The organism is Candidatus Omnitrophota bacterium (assembly GCA_028717245.1).
GTDB lineage: Bacteria > Omnitrophota > Gorgyraeia > Gygaellales > Profunditerraquicolaceae > JAGUYA01.
Window position 1 is genome coordinate 13,559 of the sequence record JAQUOD010000011.1, and the last position, 24,000, is coordinate 37,558.

A 24,000-nucleotide genomic window follows, 5' to 3' on the forward strand; every position below is an offset into this window, starting at 1 on the left:
TTTTTACTTTACCTCTATAATGCAATTATGGGTACCAAAGGCGTTAGGGACACAAGAAGTGCAATGCGGGTCGTTAAGCCAGGAACCGTCTACAAAAAACTTATATTCATGCCTGCCCGGTTTCAGATTGACCTTTGCTGCCCAATTACCCTTAGAATCTTTCTTGGCAGAAAGCAGCTTGGTGTTCCATTTATTAAAAGTACCTGCCAAAGCCACCCGTTTTGCCTGCGGCGCATATAACCTGAATTCCGTAGGTTTTGATTTTGTTAATATAGCCATAGCCCCCCTCCTTTTTCTAAAATCATTTACGCACAATAATATAGCGCTGTCAAGGTTTTTTTCAATGAGCCCACAATTTACAGAACGATAGTAAATGTAAATTGTTTGGGCGAATTGAATCCTCCGAAGCCCGTAATTAGCTATAGATTAGATATCCTAGGGCAAAGGAGGATATTTCTTTTCACTCATACCGCTACCAAGGCAATGCCCTTCTTATCCGCTAACCTGATACTTTCTTCTTTATCTATAAATAGGGTCTTAGCCGCTTCAATAGCCATACAGGCAGCTTTTGCCCGAATGAGGTTCTTGACGGTATTTAACCCTATTACCGGTATATCAAAACGCATATCCTGTTTAGGCTTACTGACCTTTACCACTATGATGCCGCCGCGGGCAATTCTGCCTGCGCGCCTGATGAGGTTATCTGTGCCCTCCAGCGCCTCTACGGCTACTATTGCCTTATGTTTAACAGCCACGGTCTGGCCTATATCCAAAGCCGCAATCGCCTTTGCCAATTCTCGCCCGAAATTTATGTCTTCCCATTCCCGTAAATTCGGCTCTCTCCTGGTCAATACCCCCTTTGCGGGCAAGAGCCCTTCAACAAAGGTGGTAGAATCTATCAGCTCAAAACCCGACATCCGTAATTTTTCTGCTACCGCTGTAAATAAGGTATCTGCCTTTTTATCTTTTACGCGCTCCAACAATTCTTTAAGCTCTGCGTCCTTATCTATATCCTTACTGAATAGCCGGTACGGGCTAATCTGGCCGGCCATCACTATTTTAGTTATCCCCTCGCTTTTAAAAATTTCAAATAACCTGCTAAATTCCTTCAGGCCTATCCAGTAAACCTTATCCGCGCATTTCTTTATTTTAGGTGAGGTGTCGCCTTTTATGGCTACTGCTACAACAGAATAATTCCTTTTCCTGGCAGCCTCACAAAATAAAATAGGGAACCTTCTGTTCCCGGCGATTAAACCGATTTTTTCCATATTGTTTTAGTCTTTTAAACTATTCTTTAGAAAGGCAGGAGCGGGATACTCCTCTTTGAGATTTTTTGATAAAATTAATCAAGTATGAAACCTCGTTACCGGCTTTTATTTCTTTCTCTACCTTCCCTAAGGCATGCTTGATGGTGAGGCCCTCGCTAAAGAATATCTTGAACGCACGGGAAAGCTGCGTCATTGATTCTTTTGAAATGCCGCTACGCCTTAAACCGATAAGGTTTAAGCCATATACGCGCGCGGGATGTCCGTCGCAGGTAGAATAAGGCGGGATATCCTGCACGACTTTGGAGCATCCCCCGATAATAGAAAGCATGCCTACCGTAACGAATTGATGGATAGCTACCAAGCCCCCTACGACTGCTTTATCCTCAATAGTTACGTGCCCGGCAAGGGTGCCGTTGTTGGCGACAACACAATCATTACCTACCCGGCAATCGTGGGCAATGTGCGAGTAAGCCATAAAGAGATTATTATCGCCCACAATAGTCTTGCTGCCTTCTCCCGTTCCCGGGTTGAAGGTGCAATATTCACGGATAATATTATTATTGCCTATCTTAAGGAAACTCTTCTCGCCTTTATATTTTAAGTCCTGCGGCCGGCTGCCGATAACTGCTCCGGTAAAAATCTCGCAGGACCCGCCGATAGAAGTATTGCCTTCAATCAAGCAATAAGCGCCAACCTTGGTACCGAGGCCTATGGTGGCATTATCCCCGATAATAGTATAAGGGCCGACTTGTATATCATCGGCCAGTTTTGCCTTCTTAGAAACTATTGCCGTAGAATGTATCTGCATCTTACGAACCTTCAGCAAGGGCAAACATCAAATCTGCCTCTGCCACTACCTTTCCATCTACCAAAGCCCTGCCGTGTATCTGCCCTGTCCTGGTTTTTACTTTAACGGCTTCAACTTCCAGAATAAGCTGGTCTCCGGGCACGACCGGCTTCCTGAATTTCGCGTTGTCTATAGACATAAAATAGGCGATCTTTCCCCGGTTTTCTTGCGGCGAGAGCATCATCACCCCGCCTACCTGGGCCATCGTTTCAAGAATCAAAACACCCGGCATAACCGGCTTACCCGGGAAATGCCCCTTGAAGAAATATTCATCCATACTGACGTTCTTGACCCCTACGGCATGCTTTCCTTCTTCTAAAGAAATAATTTTATCTACAAAAAGGAAAGGGTCGCGGTGGGGCAGTATCTTCATAACGGCTTCCCGGTCCAATTCCTGTTGCCCTGCTGCTGCGGCGGGATGACGGCCTGCTTCTATGCCGCCTAGCGTATACCTTTGCCTCTGCTGGTCTATTTTTTTAACCAGTTTTAAATTCAGGGAATGGCCGCTCCTTAAGGCGATGATATGCCCTTGTAGCGGTGCCCCTAAAATATATAAGTCGCCTAATAAGTCCAATATCTTATGCCGGATGAACTCGTCCGGATAGCGTAATTTATTTTTTATTACCCCTGCCTCGCCCACAACGAGGGTATTCTCAAAGTTCGCCCCGCGGCCTAAACCCTGTTGCTGCAATTCCGTTACCTCGTTTTCTAGACAAAATGTGCGCGCTAAAGATAATTCGTTTTTAAATACGTTGCCATTTATAATTATATCCAGAAACTGCGCCTTAAGCAAAGGGTGATTGTAATTTAAGGTATAAGAAATCCTGAATTCCTGCGCCGGCACTGCCACAATAGCTGCGCCGCCCGGCTCTTCTACAAAAATCGGCTCTTTGATAGAATAGGCCTGGCGCGGCCTTTCCTGTTCTTTAAGGCCTGCCTCACTCAAAATCTCCAGGAAATTAAGGCTGCTGCCGTCTAGGCCCGGAACTTCGTCATTATCAATCTCAATATAAAGATTATCTATGCCTAAGCCCGATAACGCCGCCATAAGATGCTCGACGGTATGTATCTCTGCGCCGTCGCATCCGATAGAGGTGCGCCTTGGCGAACGAGACTGCGAAATAACAGAACCAACCGAGGCCTTAATGACCGGCCTGCCGGGAAGGTCCGTACGGATGAAATTAATACCTGTATCTACATCCGCCGGTTTAAATATGATGTTAACTTTATTGGCGGTATGTAAACCTATGCCTTTTAAACTCACTTCCCTTTCGATTGTCTTTTGCCTATCCACTCTTTGCCTGCCTATCTTTTGCTTCTTTTTCCAACTCTTCAATTTTCTTTTTTAGCTCCGCTATCGTCTCATAAAGGCGCGGGAGATTCTGCACGCAGGCATTTACGCGCTTGGCGATATTCGCGGGCTTTGCCGGATAACCCCAGGATATAGTATTAGGCGGGATAGATTTGCTCACCCCCGACTGGGCCATCACTATGGAATTATCGCCTATATTGATGTGGCCGACTAGCCCTACCTGGCCGGCCAAAACCACATTATTGCCGACGGTGGTGCTGCCAGAGATCCCCACCTGCGCTACGATAATACAGTTTTTCCCGATTATTACGTTATGGGCAATCTGGACAAGATTATCTATCTTGGTACCGCTGCCGATGACGGTTTTATCAAAACGCGCCCGGTCAATGGTAACATTGGCGCCAATCTCCACGTCGTCGCCTATTTCCACTGTCCCTATCTGCGGGATTTTATGGTGCAATCCCTCTACCGTCGCAAAACCAAAACCGTCAGAACCTATCACCGTGCCGCTATGGATAATTACCCGGTTACCTATGGTGACGCGTTCACGCACAGAAACATTCGGATAAATTAAAGCATCCTCCCCTATTTTACTATGGTGGCCCACAAAACAACCGGAATAAATAACGGTATCATCCCCTATGGATACGTTATCTTCTATGACCGCGTAGGGCCCGATAGCTACGCCTTTACCTAAAGATACGTCCTCGCCTAATATTGCCGCAGGGTGTATGCCCTGATGGTGCTTTATCTCGCAAGGCGCCATAAAAGAAACCATCTTGGCAAATGCCAGCGACGGATTTTCCGTGCGGATAATCGGTTTGGGCGCATCCCTTATATCCCTTGAAGTAATGACGGCAGAGGCGCGCGTCTTTTCTAAGAGCGGGAGGTATTTGGGATTGGCCAAAAAGGTAATATCCCCCTCATTAGCCTCTTTTATCCCCGAAATACCGGTAATTATAATATCGGACTCGCCTACTAACTCGCCTTCAAGAAATTTAGCTATCTCTTTTAAGGTCTTGGGCATTAATTTATTTTTTATATCCCTTATTCAGGGCCTCGAGTATCTTATCTGTGATATCCAGGTTCTTGGCGTTATAAGCTAAGCCCGCTTCGCTCAAAACCAGGGTATATCCTTCTTTCGCCGCATACCGGTTAATCGTATCGTCAATATCCTTTATTAACTCGGTTTTTTTATCGTTGAATTGCTTACGCAGGTCAGTCTGGCTCTCGCGGTCAAATTCCTGAAGCGACTTAATTTTGGTTTCCAGCTCTGCTTTTTTGGCCTCTTTTTCTTTATCGCTCAGTAAATTAAATTTGTCCTGAAACTGCTTGATATCATTTACTTTTTTATTTCTTTCGGTATCGTAACCGGCCTGTTTGTCGCCTAATGTTTTGTCAAAATCCTTTGTCTTGGAATATTCGCTGAAAATACGGCCCAAATCAACGCAGGCGATCTTTTCGGCAGCTAATACGCAGGTTGTCCCGATAAACGCCACGCACAATAACAACCCCAAAGAAGCAAACATAAACTTCCTCATTTCTACTCCTCCTTTCGTAAAGAAACAGGTCTTTTTTAAGGACCTGTTATAAAATAAATTTTAATTTACCTTATAACCTTAAAAACCCTGGCTCATGTTGAAATGAAACTGTCCGTTTTTCTTTTTATCCTCTCCGGGCTCCTTGTTTAACGGAATGCCATAGTCCACCATTACCGGGCCGATAGGCGTCTTAATCCTCACTCCTAAACCGAACCCTGACTTAAATCCGCCGTCGGCGATCCTGCTCATCTGCGACCAGACATTTCCTACGTCATAGAAAGCGGCTAATTTGATAAAGCTGGCCACCGGAAAGGTATATTCAATATTGCCCACCAGCATGGACTCACCGCCTAAGGGGTCTTTAGAGACACTATCCAGAGGCCCGACCCGCCTTTCATCATAACCCCTGATAGTATAGGCGCCTCCGGCGAAGAACCTCTCATATATGGGCACACTGGTAGAATCGCCGTAAGACTTTGCCATTCCTAACCTACCCCTGAATTCCAGGACAGAGCCGCGGATCAAAGGGACATAATGCGAGGCCCGGCTGAAGAATTTTAAAAAATCCTTATCTCCGGCAAAAGGCCCGCCTGCCCACTCACCGGAAAGGGTTAACACATCGCCTTTAGTAGGGTCAAACATATTATCCGTGCTGTCATAGGTAAGGCCCAAACTTGCGCTGCTGACATGGTTTTCGCCATACTCCTGCCTTAAATCATTGCTGGCATTGTCTGTTATATTTGTAATTTTAATGATATCGTAGCGGTACATGAAATTTCCCCTGATGTATTCGGTGATCTCTTTACCCAAACGCATGTCGCCGCCGACTATATTCTCATCATAACCATAACCTATATCGGACTCCCTCTTATGGACACGCTTATAGCCGTCGAATCCAAAAGACACCGGATAATCAAAGAGCCATGGCTCGGTAAAGCTCAGGTCAAATTCTTCGGTGACTGTCCCCAATGACGCGCGCAGTTTCAGGTCCTGGCCTGCGCCGGTAAAATAAGGGAAGTTCTTCCAGTCAAAATTCTTCTGCTCAACCTCAATGAAACCCACGAGTTTATCGACGCTGGAGTAGCCGCCGCCGAAACTAAAGGCGCCGGTTTTTGTTTCTTTTACCTCCACTACTAAATCTTTTTTATCGGGGGTATTGGTGTCTTCGGTATCGTAATTTACGTCTTCAAAGAAACCCAGGTTTTGCAGCCTCTCTTTGCTGCGTTTCAGTTTTTCTCCGTCAAATTTATCGCCGGGCTTTATGCGCAGTTCCCGGCGGATAACGATGTCTTTGGTCTTGACGTTACCCCTTATCTTTATCTTATCCACATAGGCGGCTTCATTTTCAGTGATATTATAAGTTATATCTATGCGCCCGGTGTAGGAATTTAAGGAGGTGGCCTCCTGTACCTGCGCAAATATATACCCTTGGTCAAAATATAAGGCCTGGATATTCATAATATCCTGCCTTAATGCCTCGGTGCTGAAGACCTTACCCGGCACACACTCCTTAAGCCTTAACAGGATCTTGTCCCTGGAGAGCTTATTATTGCCCTCTATGGTTACATTACCGACGAGGTATTTCTTGCCTTCCTGGACATTGATGGTAATGTCCAAAAAATATTTCTTCTTGGCTTCCGGCTCGACTTTATAATCCACTGCCACGTCAGTATAACCTTCCCTGTGGTAGAACGACTTAATACGCTCGATATCTTCCTGCAATACCTCATCCTTTAAGACTCCGGCATTAAAAAACCAGGCCTGCTTAGTCTTCATCAATTTTATAATGCGCTTATCGGAAAAATTCTTGTTGCCCTCCACAAAAATTTTCTTCACCCTTGTCCTCTTGCCCTCATCCACGCTAAACTCTATCCTCACCCTGCCTGTTTCCTTAATCATATCTACCTTATAGTTAACTCCGGCCTGGCTGTAACCTATCTTCTCGTATAATTTCTTGATTGCCTTGATGTCCTCGCTGAGGTTAGGGTAGTCCAGGTATTGGCCTTCCTTTGATTTCAGGGATTCCTTAATTTTATCTTCCTTCATGGTCAGGCGCAATATGCCCGAAAAGGTAATCTTTTCAATTATCGGCCTCTCCTTAACGGTAATGACCACCTTCACTCCATCCTTATAAGGCTGGGTATCAATATTTATATCGCTGAAAAAACCTAAAAGGTAAAGGCGCTTTAAATCATCGCTGACGATGTTTTCCTGATAAGAGCTGCCGACTCTGGTCTTCATCTTGGAGACGATGGTATTCGTGCTTATATTTTGATTGCCTTTAATCTCTATGGCGGTGACTAATTTGACGGGGGTGCCTTGCGAAGAAACTGCGGTTTCCTGTCCTGAAGATGTTTCATCCTGAGCAAACGAGAAAATACTCCCACTCAATATAAAAATAACCCCAAGAAGTATAATTACTCTTTTGCGCATTACTAATATTATATTAAATTTATCCCTATAAATCAATAGATTTATTATTATTCTTCCGTGCGGGCGATATTTTCGAATCGCGTATATTCCTTGATAAAGGTCAATTTTACGGAACCTACGGGGCCGTTGCGCTGCTTGGCGATGATTACCTCTGCTATGCCTTCATTATCCGGGGTAGGATTATAATATTCCTCTCTCAATATGAGGACTACCACATCCGCATCCTGCTCTATGGCGCCGGATTCCCTTAAGTCGGAAAGCTGCGGCCGATGGTCTGTGCGCGATTCAACGGCGCGCGAAAGCTGGCTGATGGCCACGATGGGGACATTTAATTCCCTTGCCAGCGCCTTTAGGGAACGCGAGATATCGGAGATCTCCTGCTGCCTGTTCTCTATTTTAGCCGAACCGCGCATCAACTGCATGTAATCTAGAACAATCAGCTGGATGTCCTGATGGGCCTTCAGGCGCCGGGCCTTGGCGCGCAGTTCCATTACGGAGATCGCGGGTGTATCGTCTATAAAAATCGGGGCTTCGGAGAGCTTGCCTGCTGCGGCAGTCAAACGCGGCCAATCCGCGGAAGAAAGATAGCCTGTCCTGACTTTATGCGCGTCGACCTTGGCGTGGGCGCAAAGCATCCTCTGCACCAGCTGTTCCTTGGACATCTCTAAACTAAAAAAAGCTATCGGGATTTTTTCTATCACCCCGGCGTATTCGGCTATCCCTAAGGCGAGTGCGCTCTTGCCCATAGAAGGCCTTCCGGCAACAACAATCAGATCCGAAGGCTGCAGGCCCGAAGTCTTGCTGTCAAAATCTATGTATCCCGTCGGGACGCCGGTAATATGCGCCTTCTTCTGGTAAAGCTGGTCTATGGTTTCAATGCTATCCTTGATAATCTCCTTAAGATGCAAAAAATTACCCTGTGGTTTTTTGCTGGCCACCTCAAAGATACATTTTTCCGCGCTGTCTAAAACCTCATCTACGTTGCCATCGCTTTCATAACACATGGAAACTATCTTTGTGGCGTTATTTATCAGGGTCCTTAATATATTTTTTTCCTTTACGATACTGACGTAGTGGCTGATATTGGCAGCGGTAGGGACGGAATTGACCAAGAGCGTCAGGTAGCTTACTCCGCCTATTTCTTCGAGGATAGCGCTTCTTCTTAATTCGTCGGTGAGGGTAATCAGGTCAACTGCCTTATTGGCGTTGTAGAGGTCGGATATTGCCTGGAATATTTTTCTATGGGTATCCTTATAAAAAGAATCACTCTCCAATAATTCTATGGCTACGGAGATGGCTTCTTCGTCTATCAGGGTAGAACCCAACACCGCCATTTCAGCTTCAAGATTCTGCGGCGGGATCTTTTCCAGGGCTATTTCTGCCATTTTATTTTTTAACGATCCAGACTTTTATCTTTGCTAATACTTGCGGGTGCAGCTTGACAGGCACTTCGTATATGCCGAGAGATTTTATGGGTTCATCGAGAAGAAAGAAATCTTTATTGATAATAAGGCCTTCGTCTTTCAGGGCGTTTGCTAAATCCAGGGCGGTTATGCCGGCATAGAGCTTTTCTCCTTCGTGGGTCAGGACGGGAATAGTCAAAGACAACTTATCTAATTGCGCCTTGAACTCTTCGGCTTCCTTCTTTATTTTTTCCAGGTGCAGCGCTTTTGTCTGCTTCTCCTGCTCTAATTTTTTCAGGCTGGCAGAGGTTGCCGGCACAGCCAAGCCGTTAGGCAAAAGGAAATTACGGGCGAACCCGTCTTTTACCTTAACGACGCTGCCTGCCTTGCCAATCCTGTCTATATCCTGATTTAAAATAACTTCCATTTTATCCTAACTTAGGGACGGTTCTCAATTACGGTTAAAAGTGTCCCCCAAGGGGACAGTTCTGTGCTGGCTTGAGAACCGTCCCTGATTGTTGATTGTTATATGCGCGTGTAAGGAATAAGCGAGAGGTATCTTGCCTTTTTTATCGCTTCCGCCACCATCCTCTGGTGCTTGGCGCAATTACCGGAAATGCGCGTAGAAAGGATTTTTCCTCTCTCCCTGATAAACGCCTCCAGCCTCTTTACGTCTTTATAATCTACGGCCTTGGTTTTATCTAAGCATAACCGGCAGAATTTTTTTCTTGACCCTGAAAGGACATCACGCTTTTTGATAATCCTCTTCGTTTTAGTCCTGATTGGCATTGGATTTATCCTCGCTTTCTTCTAACCAGGTTGTCTCTGTAGACGGCTCATGCGCCTGCTCTTCGGCTGCTGGTCCAGCCGCCGGCCCCTTATTAGGTGCGCCTCCCAGGAATTGAACGCGGTCAGCCTTTACTTCCAGGACAGAGCGCTTCTGGCCAGAGTTATCCTCCCACGAACGCGACTGGAGCCTGCCTTCAACCATAATAGGGCTTCCTTTATGTAAATATTGGTTACAGGTCTCTGCCTGTTTATTCCAGACTACTGCTGTGACAAAACAAGCCTCTTCTCTTAATTCCTGGTTTTTATCGCGGAACCTGGTGTTGACGGCAAGCCTTAAATTAGCCACTGCTGCCCCCTGCGGCGTATAGCGCAGTTCCGGGTCCTTGGTCAGGTTCCCGATAAGTATTACCTTATTAAAATTAGCCATCGTTTTCTCCTTTGATTACTCTAATGCCGTAACCAGAACCCTTAAGATGTTCTCGTTTAACGCATAGGCATGGTTTATATTTACTATAGCGCCTGGTGCTACGGTAAAATTCACCAGATAATAGACGCCCTCACGGTGTTTTTTAATCGTAAAATAGAGTTTTCTTTTTTCGGACCAGATAGCAGCGCTTGAAACTTTACCGTTATTTTTGGCCACCACATCGCCAATCTGGTCAAACAGGGTTTTCTTTTCCTCTTCAGACAAATCCGGCTTAATAATAAACATTATTTCATATTTTTTCATCTAATTGCTCCGTCGGTTAAAAACATTCATGCTCTCCGTTATCCCGCAAGATGCCCAGAATCCGCAGCAGTCACAGGCCTTTTCTACTATCCCCTCAATTTCTTTTTTTTCTCTTTTGGTAAAAGGCGACAAAACATATTCTGCGGCATCTTGCCTAGCTTTTCCTTGCCTGCCTATTCCGATGCGCAGCCTCGCAAATCCCTGGTTCCCCAAATAACCTATTATAGAACTTAAGCCCTTATGCCCGCCGGAAGAACCAAGCGGCCTTATCCTCAGCATGCCGAATTCCAAATCCAAATCATCGCAGACTACCAGCAAATCCCCTAATTCTATTTTATATTTTTTAAGCAAGGCAGCTACCGCGATACCCGATAGGTTCATAAAGGTCAAAGGCTGTGCTAGGATAATATTTTTGTTTTCTATTATACCTTTACCGCTTAAAGAAAAAGTATTACTGTCTTTTTTAAGAGGAATTTTATAAATTCTACTCAGGGTTTTTATGACGGAAAAACCGATGTTGTGCCTTGAATCTATATAAATCCTTCCCGGATTTCCTAGCCCAACTATAAGTTTCATAATCCTGTGTAACGTTAAATGTGTAAGGTGTAATGTTGGTGTAATGGTTTAATGTGTAATGAAAAAGACCCTTTTCCTTACACCTATCTTTTGCATTACACGCGCATTACACATTACACTATTCACATTACACAATCCTTAGATTATTTCTTCTCTTTTTCCGGCTTCTCTTCTTCGTCCTCAACGGCTACTTCCTTCTTCTCCTTAATTACCTCCGGCTCCTGTTTTTCCTCGCCTTCTGCCACAGGGGCTACTATTTCTTCTTCCTTAATAGGCGCGCTCACCGCAAAGACAATCGCCTCCGGCGCATTTAAAACTTTGACTTGCGCGGGAAAGGTTATGTCCTTTATATGGATGCTGTCGCCGATCTTTAGCTGGCTCACATCCACTTCGATATCCTTCGGTATTTCCGTCGGCAGACATTCTACTTCTATCTCCCAGAGTATATGCTCTAAAGAGCCGCCTTCCTGCTTTACGCCGGCAGGTTCGCCCTTGGCTACCACCGGTACGTTCACCTTTATAATCTTAGTCAGGGAGATTTCATTAAAATCCACGTGCATGACATCGCCCTTGACCGGGTCATACTGTATCTCTTTAATCAGGCAGGACCTGCCTTTTGCCTTTTTGTCATCTTTGGGTTTAAGGCTGATTACCGCGCTTTCCAAACGATGCTGGTGGATAAGCTGCAGTAATTGTTTATGGGATACCTTTATAGGCAGCGATTTCTTGCCTTGGGCATAAATAACCGCGGGCACAAAACCCTCGCCCCTTAAATCCTTAACCTTACTCTTGCCTAACTCTTCTCTTGGCTGAATCTCCAGTGATATTTCTTCCATGGTAGTTTCTCTCTCCCTTAATCAAACAAACAACTCACTGATTCCTCACAGTGGATCCTCTTTATCGCTTCCCCTAAAAGGCCTGCCACGGAAAGGACTCTAACCCGCGGGTGTGTTTTGTGGCCATCCAAAGGAATACTATCGGTAATTAACAGTTCTTTTAAATCTTTGCACTTTTCTATGCGCTGTATGGCAGGCCCTGAGAGGACGCCGTGCGTAATCGCAGCGCGCACGCTTTCGGTGCCGGCCTTATTTAATGCCTCTACTGCCTCAACCAAGGAGCTTCCCGTGGCAATCAAATCGTCTACAATAAGGGCGTTTTTGCCTTTTACCTCGCCTAAGATATGCATTACTTCTGTTTTATTGGGCGAACCGCGCCTCTTATCTATTATCGCCAGGCCCGCGGACATCCTCTTGGCATAGGCCCTGGCCATTTTTATGCCGCCCACATCAGGAGAGACCACCACTATATTTTTAAGCTTGAGTTTTGAAATATATTCTATAAAAACTCCGACGGCCAGAAGATGGTCCACCGGTATATCAAAGAAACCCTGTATCTGGCCTGCGTGCAGGTCTATGGTCAGGATCCTGTCCGCCCCTGCGGTAGTCAAAAGGTTAGCCACTAATTTGGCGGTTATGGGCACGCGGGGCTGGTCTTTCCTGTCCTGCCGGGCATAGCCAAAATAAGGGATTACCGCCGTAATACGCTGGCTGGACGACCTCTTTAAGGCATCGATCATAATTAAAAGCTCCATAAGGTTATCATTTGTCGGAGGACAGGTAGGTTGGATGATAAATACGTCTTTACCGCGCACGTTTTCGTTAATTTTTACCCGTATCTCTCCCTCGCTGAATTTTCCCACAAGGGCATCCGATAGGCTTACCTTAAGATATTTACAGATATCTTTGGCTAATTGCGGATGCGCGTTGCCGGTAAATACCGCTATCTTGTCCATATCTTTCGCTCCTTATTTATAATTTATAAATAGTAATTTTTAAATTACGAGTTACGAGTTACTAGCTTACGAGTTACGGCTTTTATAGGCCTCGCCGGAATGCCGACAACCGTTACTCCGGCAGCAACATTCTTATTTTTCGTTACTACTGCCCCGGCGCCTGTCTTTGCGGATTTACCGATTTTAACCGGAGCGACTAATATCGTATCCGAACCGATAAGGGCTTTATCTTCTATTACCGTAATATTCTTTTTCTCGCCGTCAAAATTCGCCGTAACCGTCCCCGCCCCGATATTGACCGAGCATCCTATACGGCTATCGCCTAAATAACTGAAATGTTTTACCAGAGTTTTTCGGGAGAGTTTTGAACGCGTAATCTCAACGAAATTCCCTACTACTATATCGTCTTGCAGGTGCGTGCCCTCTCTCAAGTGGGCAAACGGGCCGACGCAACAATGTTTTCCGATTTTAACATCTTTTTCGATGACTGTAAAGGGATAAATCGTAGTATCCTCTCCGATTTGAGTGCCATAGCTTATAAAAGCAGAATCAGGGTCAATCAGGGTTACGCCCCGGCGCATTAATCCTTCATTAATCCTGCGCTGCATAATTTTATGCGCGCAAGCCAACTCCTGCCGCGAGTTGATACCCAGGGCCTCATCAATATCTGCGGTTCTTAAATTATCTACGAGATAACCTTTTTTGTAAAAGATATTCACGATGTCCGTTAAATAATATTCTTTTTTACGGTTATTGGCCTTGACGGACTTTAAGGCAGCAGCTAATTTGTCTTTATTAAAACAGATAATGCCGGTATTAATCTCCTGTATATCTTTTTGGAATTCATCCGCGTCTTTTTCTTCTATGATAGCACAGATGCTGGAATATTTATCCCTCAAGACCCTGCCGTAACCTGCTGGTTTATCCATTTTAGCGCTTAAGAGAGTAGCATCGGAATTATTTTTTATGTGCTGCTCTAATAATTTCCTTATGGTCTCTTTCTTTAAAAGAGGGTTATCGCCATAAAGGACCAAAACCGTGCCTTTAAAACTTTTTAATAAAGGCAGGGCGGCCTTAACGGCATCCGCTGTGCCCAGTAGCTTCTTTTGTATTGCTATTTTGATGCCGGGTTTAAGCAAGGGTTTTACTGCCTGGTATTTATATCCTAAGACAACGATAGTCTTTTTTACTTTCAGGCTAGAAACCATATCCAGGACATAGCTTAACACCGGCCTACCGCAGAGCGGATGCAGGACCTTTGGCATATCCGATTTCATCCGCGTGCTCTTACCCGCGGCTAAAATTATGACTGCGATATTACTCTTCATCTTATCTGATTTCCCTTAATTTGTAATAAACGCACTTCTGTTTCTCGGTTAATGCCTTGCGCATAAAATCGTGCATCTGGCGCAGCCATTCCAGTTTTTTCTTGGGCGAAATGCCCATAAATTTAGCTAATCTTTCCTCGCGGCTTTCCCAATTAAAAATCATTTAATCCTTTTTATTTTTTTTATCTTCTTTAGCTCTTCAACATCAAATTTATCTACGCTGCGCCCGGTATTCTTCTTCATCTTAATAAGGTTGTCTATGGAAATTACAGGCAATATCGTATCTTCTATCTTAATTTTTAAAGCACCCTTTTTTGCTTCTTCATAGGACACGGGGGATTCTATAATAATATCCACTTCTTTCAGATCGTCTTCCTTGTAGAAATTAAATGCCTTCATATGTTTATTATGAATCCATTCGTGCCTTAACTTTTCATTTGCTATCCCCATCGGGTCAACAGGCTGTTTTACATGATACCCTTTTCTTTTCAAGATACTTACGACTTTCCTGAGATTATCGTCGCTCATCTCAACGAGGATATCCAAATCAGCCGTGCTTCTTAAGGAACCGAGGAGATTAACAGCTATGCCGCCCACAAGCACATACTTTACCTTTTGCCTATGGAATTCCCGCAGTATCTCTTCGTAAAGAATCATGATTTAAAACGATAATCAGTTGCCCGGCAAGGATTCGAACCTTGACAGTCAGACCCAAATTCTGAAGTGCTACCATTACACTACCGGGCAGATCTTAATGAGACCTTCCCGCTTTTAACTATAAATTTATCCGGGCGGGATTTCGTAATTAATCTAAGGCCGCCGTCGCCTGTCCTGAACTACTGGGGGCCTTTGCCTTTTCCTGCTCGTATGCTTCCAAAATTCTTTTCTGCAGATATTCCCTGAAGGACTGTGTTATAGGATGGGCAATATCTTTATGCTCCAGCTGGGCATTGGCCGAGGAGGCAGCATCGGGAGCTACCGGCCGCGGCGCCAAAGGCAGCTGCGCTGCGCACTGGTTGCAGTATTTGGAACGCATCTCATTCTTAAAACCGCACTTCGGGCAGGGCTGTTTTATCTTACGGGAAGGCATAGCGATAAACAGGCCGCTGGTGCCCTCTATTACTTTTATATTCCTCACCACAAAGGCATTGTCAAAGGTTACGGTGACATATGCCCTCAATTTTTTGTCCGGCGAATCCTTTAAGAATACCCTTACCTCGGTTATCTCCATGCGTTTACCTCCTTGCTGTCCGCGTAGCAAAAACTTTTACCATGCCATCCTTCTTCAGTTGCCTGTATAAAAACAGGGCCTCCTTTTTTGAAGAACAAATACCAAACACTGCCGGCCCGCTGCCGGACATCAAGATTGATTTCACGCCCTTGCGTAAAAGTTGCTCCCTAATCCGGCCTATTTGAGGATACAACCTAACAGTAACCTGCTCTAAACTATTGAATAAGGATTCTCTTAATAAAGCAGAGTTTCTTGCTTTTAAGGCTAAGGTTAATATTTTAACATCCTGCCCTGGCCTTGTCAACCCTGCTTTTTTATTTTTTTCTAAGGTTTTATCCCATTTTTTATATATCAGAGGGGTAGAAACTCCGAATTTCGGCACAATTAGAATATGCCAGAGCCGTAAACCGCTGATTGCCTTTAACGGCCTTATCTTGTCGCCGCGGCCGCATCCTTCGGCAAAGGGGTAATCATAAATAAAAAACGGCACATCGCTGCCTATATTCGCGGCCAATCGGGCGAGTTTATTTTTACTAAGCGCGAGGCCCCAGAGTTTATTCAAACCCAAAAGCACACTCGCAGCATTGCTTGAGCCGCCGCCTAAACCTGCGGCCACAGGTATATGTTTTATGATTCTGATATCTACGCCTTGATCAATATGCAAGGCTTTGCGTAATAATTGCGCGCCGCGATAAGCGAGGTTAGTTTGGCCTTTTGGCACAGCGGGTAAGTTACAGGTAAGCTTGATTTTTTTATCCGGGCGGGCTTTAAGGACTATTTTATCACACAGGCCTATCTTTTCAAAGACTGTTTTTATATCATGGTAGCCGTCGGAGCGGGGCTTAAGGACTTCTAAATAAAGGTTTAACTTGGCGTAGGATTTCAGGGAAAGCTTTTTTAACACTTAGAGGTAGTGCAGGCTAAAGCAGCCTTTTCTATATCAAGGCTGGTGAGGTTATATTCCTTCAGCAACTCATCAGGTTCACCTGACTGGCCAAATCTATTTTTTATGCCTATGCGCATAACTTTTGTGGGATGATTCTCAGCCACTACCTCATCAATGCTGGAACTTAAACCGCCTATGACCGTATGCTCTTCGCAAACGACGATTCCACGGGTCTCCTCTGCTGCCTTTAATATCGTAGCGTTATCCAAAGGCCTGATGGTATGCACATTAATCACGCGCGCCTTTATGCCCTTGGTAAGCAGGTTCTTTGCGGCAATAAGGGCCTGGCCGGTCATAATCCCACAGGCAGCAATAGTAACATCTCTTCCTTCGGTCAAGGCCTGGGCCTTGCCGATTTTAAATTCCGGTTTATTTTCAATGGTAGCTACCTTGGGCCTGCCTAAGCGCACATAAAAGGGGCCGTTGGCGCCTGCGCACGCCAGGATAGCCTCGCGTGTCTGTGGCCCGTCACAGGGAATGATAATATTCATATTCGGTATGGCGCGCATCAACGCCACATCCTCTAAGGCCTGGTGGCTTGAGCCATCCGGTCCGACGGTAATCCCTGCGTGGCTGGCTACTATTTTAATATTGAAATTATTATAAGAGATAGAATTCCTCACCTGGTCCCACGCCCTGCCGGTAGCAAACATGGCAAAGGTAGAGGCGAATACTATTTTGCCGCAGCTGGCCAGGCCCGCAGCTGTCGCCATCATATTCTGTTCTGCCACGCCAAAGTTAAAAAATCTCTCGGGGAATTCTTTAGCAAAGAGGCCGGTGCGGGTTGAGCCGGATAAATCCGCGTCAAAAACTACGATGTCTTTATTCACCCTGCCTAACTCTACTAAAGTCTGCCCATAAATATCGCGTTGGTATAACTGTTCAGCCATATTAGTTATTGAGTTACTTGAGTTATTGAGTCTGTTGAGTTACCCAAGTAAATAAGTTATAAATCCTGATAAAATCTTTGCTACTTCCTCTGCTTTTACATAAAGTTCGTTAAACTTATCTTTAGAAAAATAACCTTGGTCTAAAGCAACGTATAATTGACTTTGAACTTCAGCACAAGAACCTTTAGCTATAAATAAAAATTGCACAAATTCTTTATTTGTACGCCGAGAGAACCCCTCAGCGATGTTAGACATTATAGATACTGCTGCTTTAGTTATCTGTTCTCTAAATTTATAATCATTCCAACAGGATTTGTTACCTTTAACAGTCTGGTATACCATCCTTGTCAAAATTCTTGCCTCTTCCCATGCTTTTATATCCTCGAATCTTTTAATTCTCATAACTCAATAACTCTATAGACTCAATAACTCTACAAACTCTATTCTAATTCTTTCAGGGCGCGCTCTGCTTCTTCTTTCGTAGGCGCGCGGCCGTGAAAATCCAGCACATTCTCCATAAAAGACACGCCCTTGCCTTTTATGGTGTGGCCGATGATTATCGTCGGCTTATCCTTTATTGTCTTTGCCTCTGTGTAAGCACAGAGTATTTCTTTCATATTATGGCCGTCGATTTCTATCGTATGCCAGCCGAATGCCTGCCACTTGGCCGCTAACGGCTCTAAATTCATAATATCCTTTGTCCTGCCGTCGATTTGAAAACCATTATAATCCAATAACGCGCATAAATTGCCACACCGATAATGCGCTGCTGCCATTGCCGCTTCCCAAATATTGCCTTCCTGTATTTCACCGTCACCCATCAGGCAATAAACGCGATAATCTTTCTTGTCTATCCTGGCTGCCAGGCTCATGCCTAAGGCAACGGATAAACCCTGGCCTAAAGAACCGGAAGCGACATCTATACCGGTAGTGTGCCTGTCAGGATGGCCCTGCAACATAGAGCCTAACCGCCTAAGGGTCCACAGCCTCTCGATAGGGAAATACCCTGACTCTGCTAATACCGCATACCAAAGAGGGCAACAATGGCCTTTTGACATATGAAACCTGTCGCGTTCGGGCCAGCCGGGCTTTTTAGGGTCATGCCGCAAGACGGAAAAATATAAACCCGTAATTAAATCTGCGGATGAGAGGCTTCCGCCGGGATGCCCTGAGCCGGCCTTTGCCAGCATCTCTATAATCAGGCGCCTGATCTGTTTTGCCTTCTTTTCGAGTTCTTTAATTTGCGTATCAGTTATCATCCTAATCAGGGACGGTTCTTAATTACGGTTAGAAGTGTCCCTCTTTGACTCTTTAGGGGACAGTTCTGTGCTGGCTTGAGAACCGTCCCTGGCTTTTTCTATCTTTACTTTCACCCTCTCCTGCTTCGGGTCTAATTTTAAGGATTTCTCCCAATTTAATTTCGCATTAGCAGCGTCGTTTACCTTAAAATAAACATCCCCTAAGTGGTCGTAGATGATAGGGTCATCCATCAGGGAAGCTGCCTTATTTAATTGCCCTATCGCCTCCTGAATTTTTCCCTGTTTAAAATAAAGCCAGCCCAGGCTGTCCACGTAAGCGCCGTTATCCGGCTGCATCTCTAATGCCTTTTTTATCATTATTTCCGCCGAATCTAAATTCTGGTTTTCCTGCACATAAAGGTAACCCAGATAATTCAGCGCCTCGGGGTAATCGGGTTTAGACTTCAGGCTCTTCTTTAATTCAGCTATGGCAAGGCCCCTCTTACGCGACTCATCATAAATACTGGCTAAATAAAAATGCGCTTCGGGGTCATCCGGCGATAAATTCAGGATTAATTTATATATATATTCTGCGTCCTGGATTTTTTTCTGCTGCAGGTAAACCAAGCCAAGGCCTTTATAAATATCAATGTTATCCGGCTCTCGCTTAGAGGCATTTTTCAGGGCGATCTCGTATTCTGCGGCCGCGGGTTCAGGCTTATTCTGCGAAGAATAAAGGAGGGCTAATATCGCGTGCGGTTCTGCTGCTTCGGGGTCAAGGCGCGTAGTCAATTCTAATTCCTTTATAGCATCCGGGATTCTATTATCCTTTATGTAAGTTGCGGCTAAGTTTAAATGGATAACCGCATTCTCATTATCTGTCTTCAGGGCTTTTTTATATTCCCGGATAGCCATACCTATATCGCCTTGCTGCTCATACATCGCTGCCATAATATAGTGGCTTAGGGTGGTGGAGGCCTTCTTATCTGAAGCATGAGCTTCATTATTTATGGATAAACAAATCAGGAAAGGCAAAAAGATTCCCCAAATGCCCCTCTTTATTCGAGAAGTCATAATAAAGCGGATTTCTAACCCCAGGCTCTCTTCTTCAGGTGGCGAAGACGACGACGCGCCTTCTTCCTCTTGTGGGTCCTGATTTTTCTTTTCTTTCTTTTCCTGCCGCAAGGCATATTTCCCTCGCTTTTATAAACTGATGTATCAAAGTATCAGGTGTCAAAGTATCAAAGTTTTTTTGACACATTGACACTATGACACCTTGACACTAATATATAACTTTATTTAATGGGTACTCAATAATTCCCTGCGCGCCGGCCTGCTTTAATGCAGGGATCAATGTACGCACGACTTTCTCGTCAATCACTGTTTCTACTGCCAGCCACCCCTCTTCGGAGAGTCCGGAGACCGTGGGCCTCTTTAAGGCCGGCAGGAGCCCGGTTACTCTTTTCAGGTCCTTCTTCCTTACGTTCATCTTCAGGCCCACTTTTTCCTCTGCGGCAATAGCGCCCCGTAGAAGAAGCACAATCTGCTCCATTTTAGTTTTCTTCCATTTATCTTTATAGGAATCCTTATTGGCGATAAATTGGGTGGTGGACTCGCAGATAGTGGCTATCTCTTTTAATTTATTGGCCCTTAAGCTCCTTCCGGTTTCAGTCAATTCTACAATCGCGTCCACCAGGCCGGAATTGACCTTTACCTCGGTTGCCCCCCAGCTGAATTCCACTTCTACGCTGACTTTATTTTTCCTGAAATATTCTCTGGTAACATTGACTAATTCCGTGGCAATGCGTTTTCCGGCTAAGCCCTTAACGGATTTAATCTTCAGGCCCTCCGGCACGGCCAAAACCCATCTCACCGGGCTTAAGCCCTGTTTAGCATAAGTTAAATCCGCCACCCGGATAACCTCCGATTTATTCTCTAAAATCCAATCATTACCGGTGATACCGCAATCCAGGGCGCCGTCCTGTATATAACGGGACATCTCCTGGGCGCGCAATAAAACCGGCTCTATCTCGGGGTCGTCTATCGAGGGAAAATATGAGCGTTCGCTGGGCAAAGAGACGTTAAAACCTGCCTTCCTGAATATTTTAAAAGTAGTCTCCTGAAGGCTGCCTTTAGGCAAGCCCAATTTCAATATCTTTTTCATAATAGGGGCTTTATTGCTTGGCTTCTACAAACTTACCCTGCTTTTCGTCGTAACGATAGAGCCCTTTGCGGAATTTGTCCAGGTCCAGCTTATACTCGTTGCAAAAGGCCGTCTGAAAATTTTTGAGCTTCTCCACCTCTTCGTTGAACAACTGCTGCAAGACCGCCACCCGTAATTCCTGATTACGCATAGCGTTGATATTGCCAATCAAAGCTTCTTTCTGCTGCTGGGCTGGGTTCATCACCGCAGCCTGACCCTTTTGCGTTGCCCCTTTTTTATCTTTAGCTAACAGGGGCACTTGCACGCATAATAAGGCTACTATCAAAGCTAGTAAAATACGCCGCCTCATACCTCCTCCTTTCGATATGTTTATTAATTATCCAATTACTATTTTTTAAGTTTAGCACAACGCAAATAAAAAGCAAGCGTTTTTTCAAGAAAAGGGAAAGAAAAGGGGACGGTTCTATTTTTTGTTCTTGGATGCTGAATGAAAAAAAATAGAACCGTCCCCGTTGTTCTGAAACGGAACTCTCTTATTGTATTTTCGTATTATTTATTTTCGCATTATTGATAAGCGACCCCGTGGGCGGCAGGCTATAATCAAACTCAACATAGACTTGGGTGCACTCTACCCAACTAGCGGTGAACCCATTCCTTAACCCGATAACAACCTGTAAATTATTCAGGTCAGATACTGACCACGAACCGCCTCCTGGCCTGGCTAAGGCCTCAGAGTAGGTAACCCAGTCAGTAGTGGTAATTTGTTCGGTTCCGGAGGTTTCGTCTGTGCCTAATCTTAAAAATGGCTGGCAGTAGTCTGTTGTTCCTGCCCACTCCTGCCGGCACCTGAAATAAACTGTTACCGAATTTATGGTAGAGCCGGCAGGGATAGAAGTATCTGTGAGATTATAGGCATCTTTATGCTGTGTCCCCTGATAGTCCCGAACATATGTGCTGGCATCATCGGGAACCTCCTCATCTACCTTATCCCAATGCTCGTCAGAATCAGGAAATTGACTTGGTAGATTGGTGTAATCCCCGGCGGCATTTGGCCTTAAAACCTCAGTAGCGGCCCCTGCATCTCCAGGCAAAAGGCCGCTTACCCCGATAACCCCAAGGCAAAGCATAAATAATATTTTCTTCATCTTAACGAAAACTATCTTTTTTAACTACGCGGCTCGCTTTCCCCGGCGTTGAGCTTAGTCCGCAAATCCTTGAGTTCTGTTTTTAAGCTTTCAATCTCTTTCTGTTGCTCCTGCACTGCCTTAATCAAGGGGGCGATGAAATCGGTATAGGCCAACGAATAACTATCGCTTTCCTTATCGTGGCGCAGGCCGGCAAACTCTATGCCCTTATCTTTAATCAACCCCTCTAATTCCTGCGCGATAAGCCCTTGATGTTTGCCATCGTCCTGCTTTACCCAATTATACTGGACAGGCCTAAGGTTCATGATGAAATCTAAACCCAGCGGGGTATCTATAATATTTGTTTTTTGCCTGGCGTCCGAGCCGTTAAACGCGGCCCTGGTGCAAAAGACATCCCGCCATTTTACTCCGGAACTGCCCAAATCGTATGTGTTGTCAGCGTTCGGGCCGACATGGCCGGCTGCTTCCAGTTTAAATGTCCCCGGCCCCGTGGTGCCGATGCCGACGTTGCCAGTTGCCGATGGTATAAACAATACCGGCGCACTAATAGAAGAACCTACCTGCAATAACCCTGTCGGCGCAGTTATCCCTACGCCGATATTGCCGTTGAAATAATTATCCGCAGTCCCGTTTATATATAAATTCCACCTGTTTGCGGCTCTTGCCGTCTGCGACCTTAAACCTATATTGGTAGTTCCTGCGGTAAGAGCGTCTATATCCATACCAACATAAGTCCCCGCTATTCCAGCCGAGCCATTACCCGCATTAAACGCCTGCGCTAACGTAACTGTCCCTGCAAAGTTACCGTAGTCAGTAACCTTTGCCAAGTTTCCAGTAACCTGTGCGATAGTATATCCCGTGCTTAATCCTACCTGTGTGTTATTATTTATGCCTAACATCCAACCAACATTAGTTGTGGCTTGTAATATCCCCGTTGCCTTGATTACCGCAGCCGGGGAGGCATAGTTAGCATTAGCAATAAGGGTAGGGGTCATATTTATCCCATAAGGGCTGTAAGTCGTGGCGGTATATGTCCCTGCAAGATTTATACCACCTGCACTTGTGTCCGTATATGAACCAGCAATATAAACAGGATAATTAGATAGTGCCGCTGCCCCTATCCCCATACGCGCAAATCTCGGCGTGCCTGTGGTTGAATAATCCTGCGATATGGTGGATGCCCCTGAAACCGCTACATTATAATTATTAACATTAAGCGTTGTAGAGGTTAATGTTGTAGCAAGGATATTGCCTGCGACCTGCAAGAGCGAAGTGGGGTTAGTAGTTCCTATGCCGACATTATTACTTGCCTTTACAATTAACCCTGCGACGCTTGGATTAGTCCCGACCTGCAATAATCCATATGGCGCTGTAGTGCCGATGCCGACGTTGCCGCTTACTACGCCAATTGCAGCTCCTGCGCCAAATTGCTCTACTGATAATGCGGGAACCGTAGTATTATATCCGACTCTTAATCCTGCCACTGTTTGGCTGGGAGCAACAGGGCCAATGGCTGTATAAGACCTAAGTATGACATATCCATTAACATCAAGCGGATATATAGGTGCTGTTGTCGCTATGCCCAAGTAACCACTCGATAAGACTGTTAATCCAGGTGTAGGTGAAGTGCCGACTTGGAGAAGGCCAACTGGCGCAGTGTTGCCGATGCCGACATTGCCTCCAGTAATATAGGAAGTGCCGCTGGCTGTGGACTGAAGCAGGCCGGTTAGGGTACCGGAAGAGGTCAAGACAGGCGAGCCGCCTACGGTTAAGGTGGAGAATATACCTGTGGTGGCCTGGATATTGCCGGCAACCTGTAGTGCCTGTTGGGGGTCGGTGGTGCCGATACCCACGTTGCCGCTATCTTTTACAATCAACAATGCCGCACCTGGTGTAGTCCCTACTTGCAATCTCCCAATAGGCGCTGTCGTGCCGATGCCGACGTTGCCGGTAGAAGTCAAAACCATATATGTGGCAGTTCCGGAGCCAAATCCAAGGCCATCGTTTGACGATTTCCCATCAATGCCAAAATCAATAAATCCCTGGCTTGTAGAATCAATTTTACGCCGAAGCCTCATATTTGTGCCGGCCCAATTAGAGCCTGCCGTATGCCGGCGGTGTATGATATCAAGGTAGTTTAAGTTTCCATTACTCTGATGCAGGCGGGTTAAGATAGACTCATCTGCTGCTGACGTGCCAAGATCCGTAGCCTGCCTGACATGCAATGCTGAAGCTGGGGACGTCGTCCCGATACCCACGTTGCCGTCTGATTTCACAAAGAATAACCCCTGGCCGGGTGAGGTGCCGACCTGCAGTAAGCCGGCTGGCACAGAGGTTAAGCCGATGCCGACATTGCCGGAAGTCAGG

General features: G+C 45.5%; 28 protein-coding genes and 1 tRNA gene. All 29 read right to left on the reverse strand.

Annotation, left to right across the window (positions count from 1 at the left end):
- Positions 1-3: 3 nt before the first annotated feature.
- Entirely contained in the window at positions 4-279 is a 276-nt protein-coding gene (locus tag PHV44_06695; protein ID MDD5592950.1) for a glycogen-binding domain-containing protein, read from the reverse strand.
- A gap of 185 nt (positions 280-464) precedes the next feature.
- Positions 465-1,268 (reverse strand): UDP-2,3-diacylglucosamine diphosphatase LpxI, encoded by an 804-nt coding sequence (lpxI, locus tag PHV44_06700; protein MDD5592951.1) that lies wholly within the window; start codon positions 1,266-1,268, stop codon positions 465-467.
- Positions 1,269-1,287: 19 nt separating this feature from the next.
- Positions 1,288-2,076 (reverse strand): acyl-ACP--UDP-N-acetylglucosamine O-acyltransferase, encoded by a 789-nt coding sequence (gene lpxA, locus PHV44_06705; GenBank protein MDD5592952.1) that lies wholly within the window; start codon positions 2,074-2,076, stop codon positions 1,288-1,290.
- A gap of 1 nt (position 2,077) precedes the next feature.
- Positions 2,078-3,451 (reverse strand): bifunctional UDP-3-O-[3-hydroxymyristoyl] N-acetylglucosamine deacetylase/3-hydroxyacyl-ACP dehydratase, encoded by a 1,374-nt coding sequence (locus tag PHV44_06710; protein ID MDD5592953.1) that lies wholly within the window; start codon positions 3,449-3,451, stop codon positions 2,078-2,080.
- Positions 3,402-4,454 (reverse strand): UDP-3-O-(3-hydroxymyristoyl)glucosamine N-acyltransferase, encoded by a 1,053-nt coding sequence (gene lpxD, locus PHV44_06715; protein ID MDD5592954.1) that lies wholly within the window; start codon positions 4,452-4,454, stop codon positions 3,402-3,404. The genes PHV44_06710 and lpxD overlap by 50 nt, the downstream gene beginning before the upstream one ends.
- Before the next feature lie 4 nt (positions 4,455-4,458).
- Entirely contained in the window at positions 4,459-4,968 is a 510-nt protein-coding gene (locus PHV44_06720) for an OmpH family outer membrane protein (GenBank protein ID MDD5592955.1), read from the reverse strand.
- Positions 4,969-5,046: 78 nt separating this feature from the next.
- Entirely contained in the window at positions 5,047-7,401 is a 2,355-nt protein-coding gene (gene bamA, locus PHV44_06725; protein MDD5592956.1) for an outer membrane protein assembly factor BamA, read from the reverse strand.
- 47 nt (positions 7,402-7,448) lie between these two features.
- On the reverse strand, positions 7,449-8,786 hold the full coding sequence (dnaB, locus tag PHV44_06730; protein MDD5592957.1) for a replicative DNA helicase: 1,338 nt from the start codon (positions 8,784-8,786) through the stop codon (positions 7,449-7,451).
- A gap of 1 nt (position 8,787) precedes the next feature.
- On the reverse strand, positions 8,788-9,231 hold the full coding sequence (rplI, locus tag PHV44_06735; protein MDD5592958.1) for a 50S ribosomal protein L9: 444 nt from the start codon (positions 9,229-9,231) through the stop codon (positions 8,788-8,790).
- A gap of 98 nt (positions 9,232-9,329) precedes the next feature.
- The gene (gene rpsR, locus PHV44_06740) at positions 9,330-9,593 is read right to left on the reverse strand and encodes a 30S ribosomal protein S18 (GenBank protein MDD5592959.1); all 264 of its coding nucleotides are present in this window, start codon (positions 9,591-9,593) and stop codon (positions 9,330-9,332) included.
- Positions 9,577-10,020: a single-stranded DNA-binding protein gene (locus PHV44_06745; GenBank protein ID MDD5592960.1), complete on the reverse strand. Its 444-nt coding sequence runs from the start codon at positions 10,018-10,020 to the stop codon at positions 9,577-9,579. Before PHV44_06745 ends, rpsR begins: the two co-directional genes overlap by 17 nt.
- Positions 10,021-10,035: 15 nt before the next feature.
- Entirely contained in the window at positions 10,036-10,323 is a 288-nt protein-coding gene (rpsF, locus tag PHV44_06750; protein MDD5592961.1) for a 30S ribosomal protein S6, read from the reverse strand.
- Entirely contained in the window at positions 10,324-10,899 is a 576-nt protein-coding gene (gene pth, locus PHV44_06755) for an aminoacyl-tRNA hydrolase (protein ID MDD5592962.1), read from the reverse strand.
- A gap of 143 nt (positions 10,900-11,042) precedes the next feature.
- A complete protein-coding gene (locus PHV44_06760) occupies positions 11,043-11,735 on the reverse strand; it encodes a 50S ribosomal protein L25 (GenBank protein ID MDD5592963.1) in 693 nt (230 codons plus the stop codon).
- A 17-nt stretch (positions 11,736-11,752) separates the two neighbouring features.
- Positions 11,753-12,691 (reverse strand): ribose-phosphate pyrophosphokinase, encoded by a 939-nt coding sequence (locus PHV44_06765; protein ID MDD5592964.1) that lies wholly within the window; start codon positions 12,689-12,691, stop codon positions 11,753-11,755.
- A 44-nt stretch (positions 12,692-12,735) separates the two neighbouring features.
- A complete protein-coding gene (locus tag PHV44_06770) occupies positions 12,736-14,019 on the reverse strand; it encodes an NTP transferase domain-containing protein (protein MDD5592965.1) in 1,284 nt (427 codons plus the stop codon).
- A gap of 1 nt (position 14,020) precedes the next feature.
- Complete coding sequence (locus PHV44_06775; protein ID MDD5592966.1) at positions 14,021-14,182, reverse strand: hypothetical protein; 162 nt, start codon at positions 14,180-14,182, stop codon at positions 14,021-14,023.
- Positions 14,179-14,676 carry a nucleotidyltransferase family protein gene (locus tag PHV44_06780; GenBank protein ID MDD5592967.1) on the reverse strand — a complete coding sequence of 166 codons (498 nt, stop codon included), beginning with the start codon at positions 14,674-14,676 and terminating at the stop codon, positions 14,179-14,181. The genes PHV44_06775 and PHV44_06780 overlap by 4 nt, the downstream gene beginning before the upstream one ends.
- Positions 14,677-14,695: 19 nt before the next feature.
- Positions 14,696-14,766: transfer RNA gene (locus PHV44_06785), tRNA-Gln, on the reverse strand.
- Between the two features lie 58 nt (positions 14,767-14,824).
- The gene (locus PHV44_06790) at positions 14,825-15,250 is read right to left on the reverse strand and encodes a septation protein SpoVG family protein (GenBank protein MDD5592968.1); all 426 of its coding nucleotides are present in this window, start codon (positions 15,248-15,250) and stop codon (positions 14,825-14,827) included.
- 4 nt (positions 15,251-15,254) lie between these two features.
- Positions 15,255-16,154: a 4-(cytidine 5'-diphospho)-2-C-methyl-D-erythritol kinase gene (gene ispE, locus PHV44_06795; protein MDD5592969.1), complete on the reverse strand. Its 900-nt coding sequence runs from the start codon at positions 16,152-16,154 to the stop codon at positions 15,255-15,257.
- Positions 16,148-17,086: a transketolase family protein gene (locus PHV44_06800; protein MDD5592970.1), complete on the reverse strand. Its 939-nt coding sequence runs from the start codon at positions 17,084-17,086 to the stop codon at positions 16,148-16,150. The genes ispE and PHV44_06800 overlap by 7 nt, the downstream gene beginning before the upstream one ends.
- A gap of 39 nt (positions 17,087-17,125) precedes the next feature.
- On the reverse strand, positions 17,126-17,488 hold the full coding sequence (locus PHV44_06805) for a four helix bundle protein (protein ID MDD5592971.1): 363 nt from the start codon (positions 17,486-17,488) through the stop codon (positions 17,126-17,128).
- A gap of 38 nt (positions 17,489-17,526) precedes the next feature.
- Positions 17,527-18,345, reverse strand: a complete 819-nt coding sequence (locus tag PHV44_06810; GenBank protein MDD5592972.1) for a transketolase — start codon at positions 18,343-18,345, stop codon at positions 17,527-17,529.
- A gap of 18 nt (positions 18,346-18,363) precedes the next feature.
- A complete protein-coding gene (locus PHV44_06815) occupies positions 18,364-19,266 on the reverse strand; it encodes a tetratricopeptide repeat protein (GenBank protein MDD5592973.1) in 903 nt (300 codons plus the stop codon).
- 340 nt (positions 19,267-19,606) lie between these two features.
- Entirely contained in the window at positions 19,607-20,488 is an 882-nt protein-coding gene (gene hisG / locus PHV44_06820) for an ATP phosphoribosyltransferase (GenBank protein ID MDD5592974.1), read from the reverse strand.
- Positions 20,489-20,498: 10 nt separating this feature from the next.
- Positions 20,499-20,837 (reverse strand): hypothetical protein, encoded by a 339-nt coding sequence (locus tag PHV44_06825; protein MDD5592975.1) that lies wholly within the window; start codon positions 20,835-20,837, stop codon positions 20,499-20,501.
- A 184-nt stretch (positions 20,838-21,021) separates the two neighbouring features.
- Positions 21,022-21,633, reverse strand: coding sequence for a hypothetical protein (locus PHV44_06830; protein MDD5592976.1), 612 nt, complete (start codon positions 21,631-21,633; stop codon positions 21,022-21,024).
- A 20-nt stretch (positions 21,634-21,653) separates the two neighbouring features.
- Positions 21,654-24,000 (reverse strand): tail fiber domain-containing protein (locus tag PHV44_06835; protein ID MDD5592977.1); only part of this gene is annotated, 2,347 nt, incomplete at its 5' end.

Excerpts from the sequence above, each read along its gene's own strand:
- PHV44_06720 (MDD5592955.1), bottom strand. The coding sequence starts at position 4,968 with ATGAGGAAGTTTATGTTTGCTTCTTTGGGGTTGTTATTGTGCGTGGCG.
- PHV44_06800 (MDD5592970.1), bottom strand. The coding sequence starts at position 17,086 with ATGGCTGAACAGTTATACCAACGCGATATTTATGGGCAGACTTTAGTA.
- rplI (MDD5592958.1), bottom strand. The coding sequence starts at position 9,231 with ATGGAAGTTATTTTAAATCAGGATATAGACAGGATTGGCAAGGCAGGC.
- rpsR (MDD5592959.1), bottom strand. The coding sequence starts at position 9,593 with ATGCCAATCAGGACTAAAACGAAGAGGATTATCAAAAAGCGTGATGTC.
- lpxD (MDD5592954.1), bottom strand. The coding sequence starts at position 4,454 with ATGCCCAAGACCTTAAAAGAGATAGCTAAATTTCTTGAAGGCGAGTTA.
- PHV44_06830 (MDD5592976.1), bottom strand. The coding sequence starts at position 21,633 with ATGAAGAAAATATTATTTATGCTTTGCCTTGGGGTTATCGGGGTAAGC.
- lpxA (MDD5592952.1), bottom strand. The coding sequence starts at position 2,076 with ATGCAGATACATTCTACGGCAATAGTTTCTAAGAAGGCAAAACTGGCC.
- pth (MDD5592962.1), bottom strand. The coding sequence starts at position 10,899 with ATGAAACTTATAGTTGGGCTAGGAAATCCGGGAAGGATTTATATAGAT.
- PHV44_06825 (MDD5592975.1), bottom strand. The coding sequence starts at position 20,837 with ATGAGGCGGCGTATTTTACTAGCTTTGATAGTAGCCTTATTATGCGTG.
- PHV44_06765 (MDD5592964.1), bottom strand. The coding sequence starts at position 12,691 with ATGGACAAGATAGCGGTATTTACCGGCAACGCGCATCCGCAATTAGCC.
- PHV44_06745 (MDD5592960.1), bottom strand. The coding sequence starts at position 10,020 with ATGGCTAATTTTAATAAGGTAATACTTATCGGGAACCTGACCAAGGAC.
- PHV44_06790 (MDD5592968.1), bottom strand. The coding sequence starts at position 15,250 with ATGGAGATAACCGAGGTAAGGGTATTCTTAAAGGATTCGCCGGACAAA.
- PHV44_06780 (MDD5592967.1), bottom strand. The coding sequence starts at position 14,676 with ATGATTCTTTACGAAGAGATACTGCGGGAATTCCATAGGCAAAAGGTA.
- PHV44_06815 (MDD5592973.1), bottom strand. The coding sequence starts at position 19,266 with ATGTATGAGCAGCAAGGCGATATAGGTATGGCTATCCGGGAATATAAA.
- dnaB (MDD5592957.1), bottom strand. The coding sequence starts at position 8,786 with ATGGCAGAAATAGCCCTGGAAAAGATCCCGCCGCAGAATCTTGAAGCT.
- PHV44_06775 (MDD5592966.1), bottom strand. The coding sequence starts at position 14,182 with ATGATTTTTAATTGGGAAAGCCGCGAGGAAAGATTAGCTAAATTTATG.
- bamA (MDD5592956.1), bottom strand. The coding sequence starts at position 7,401 with ATGCGCAAAAGAGTAATTATACTTCTTGGGGTTATTTTTATATTGAGT.
- PHV44_06760 (MDD5592963.1), bottom strand. The coding sequence starts at position 11,735 with ATGGAAGAAATATCACTGGAGATTCAGCCAAGAGAAGAGTTAGGCAAG.
- hisG (MDD5592974.1), bottom strand. The coding sequence starts at position 20,488 with ATGAAAAAGATATTGAAATTGGGCTTGCCTAAAGGCAGCCTTCAGGAG.
- PHV44_06770 (MDD5592965.1), bottom strand. The coding sequence starts at position 14,019 with ATGAAGAGTAATATCGCAGTCATAATTTTAGCCGCGGGTAAGAGCACG.
- lpxI (MDD5592951.1), bottom strand. The coding sequence starts at position 1,268 with ATGGAAAAAATCGGTTTAATCGCCGGGAACAGAAGGTTCCCTATTTTA.
- PHV44_06695 (MDD5592950.1), bottom strand. The coding sequence starts at position 279 with ATGGCTATATTAACAAAATCAAAACCTACGGAATTCAGGTTATATGCG.
- PHV44_06810 (MDD5592972.1), bottom strand. The coding sequence starts at position 18,345 with ATGATAACTGATACGCAAATTAAAGAACTCGAAAAGAAGGCAAAACAG.
- PHV44_06805 (MDD5592971.1), bottom strand. The coding sequence starts at position 17,488 with ATGAGAATTAAAAGATTCGAGGATATAAAAGCATGGGAAGAGGCAAGA.
- rpsF (MDD5592961.1), bottom strand. The coding sequence starts at position 10,323 with ATGAAAAAATATGAAATAATGTTTATTATTAAGCCGGATTTGTCTGAA.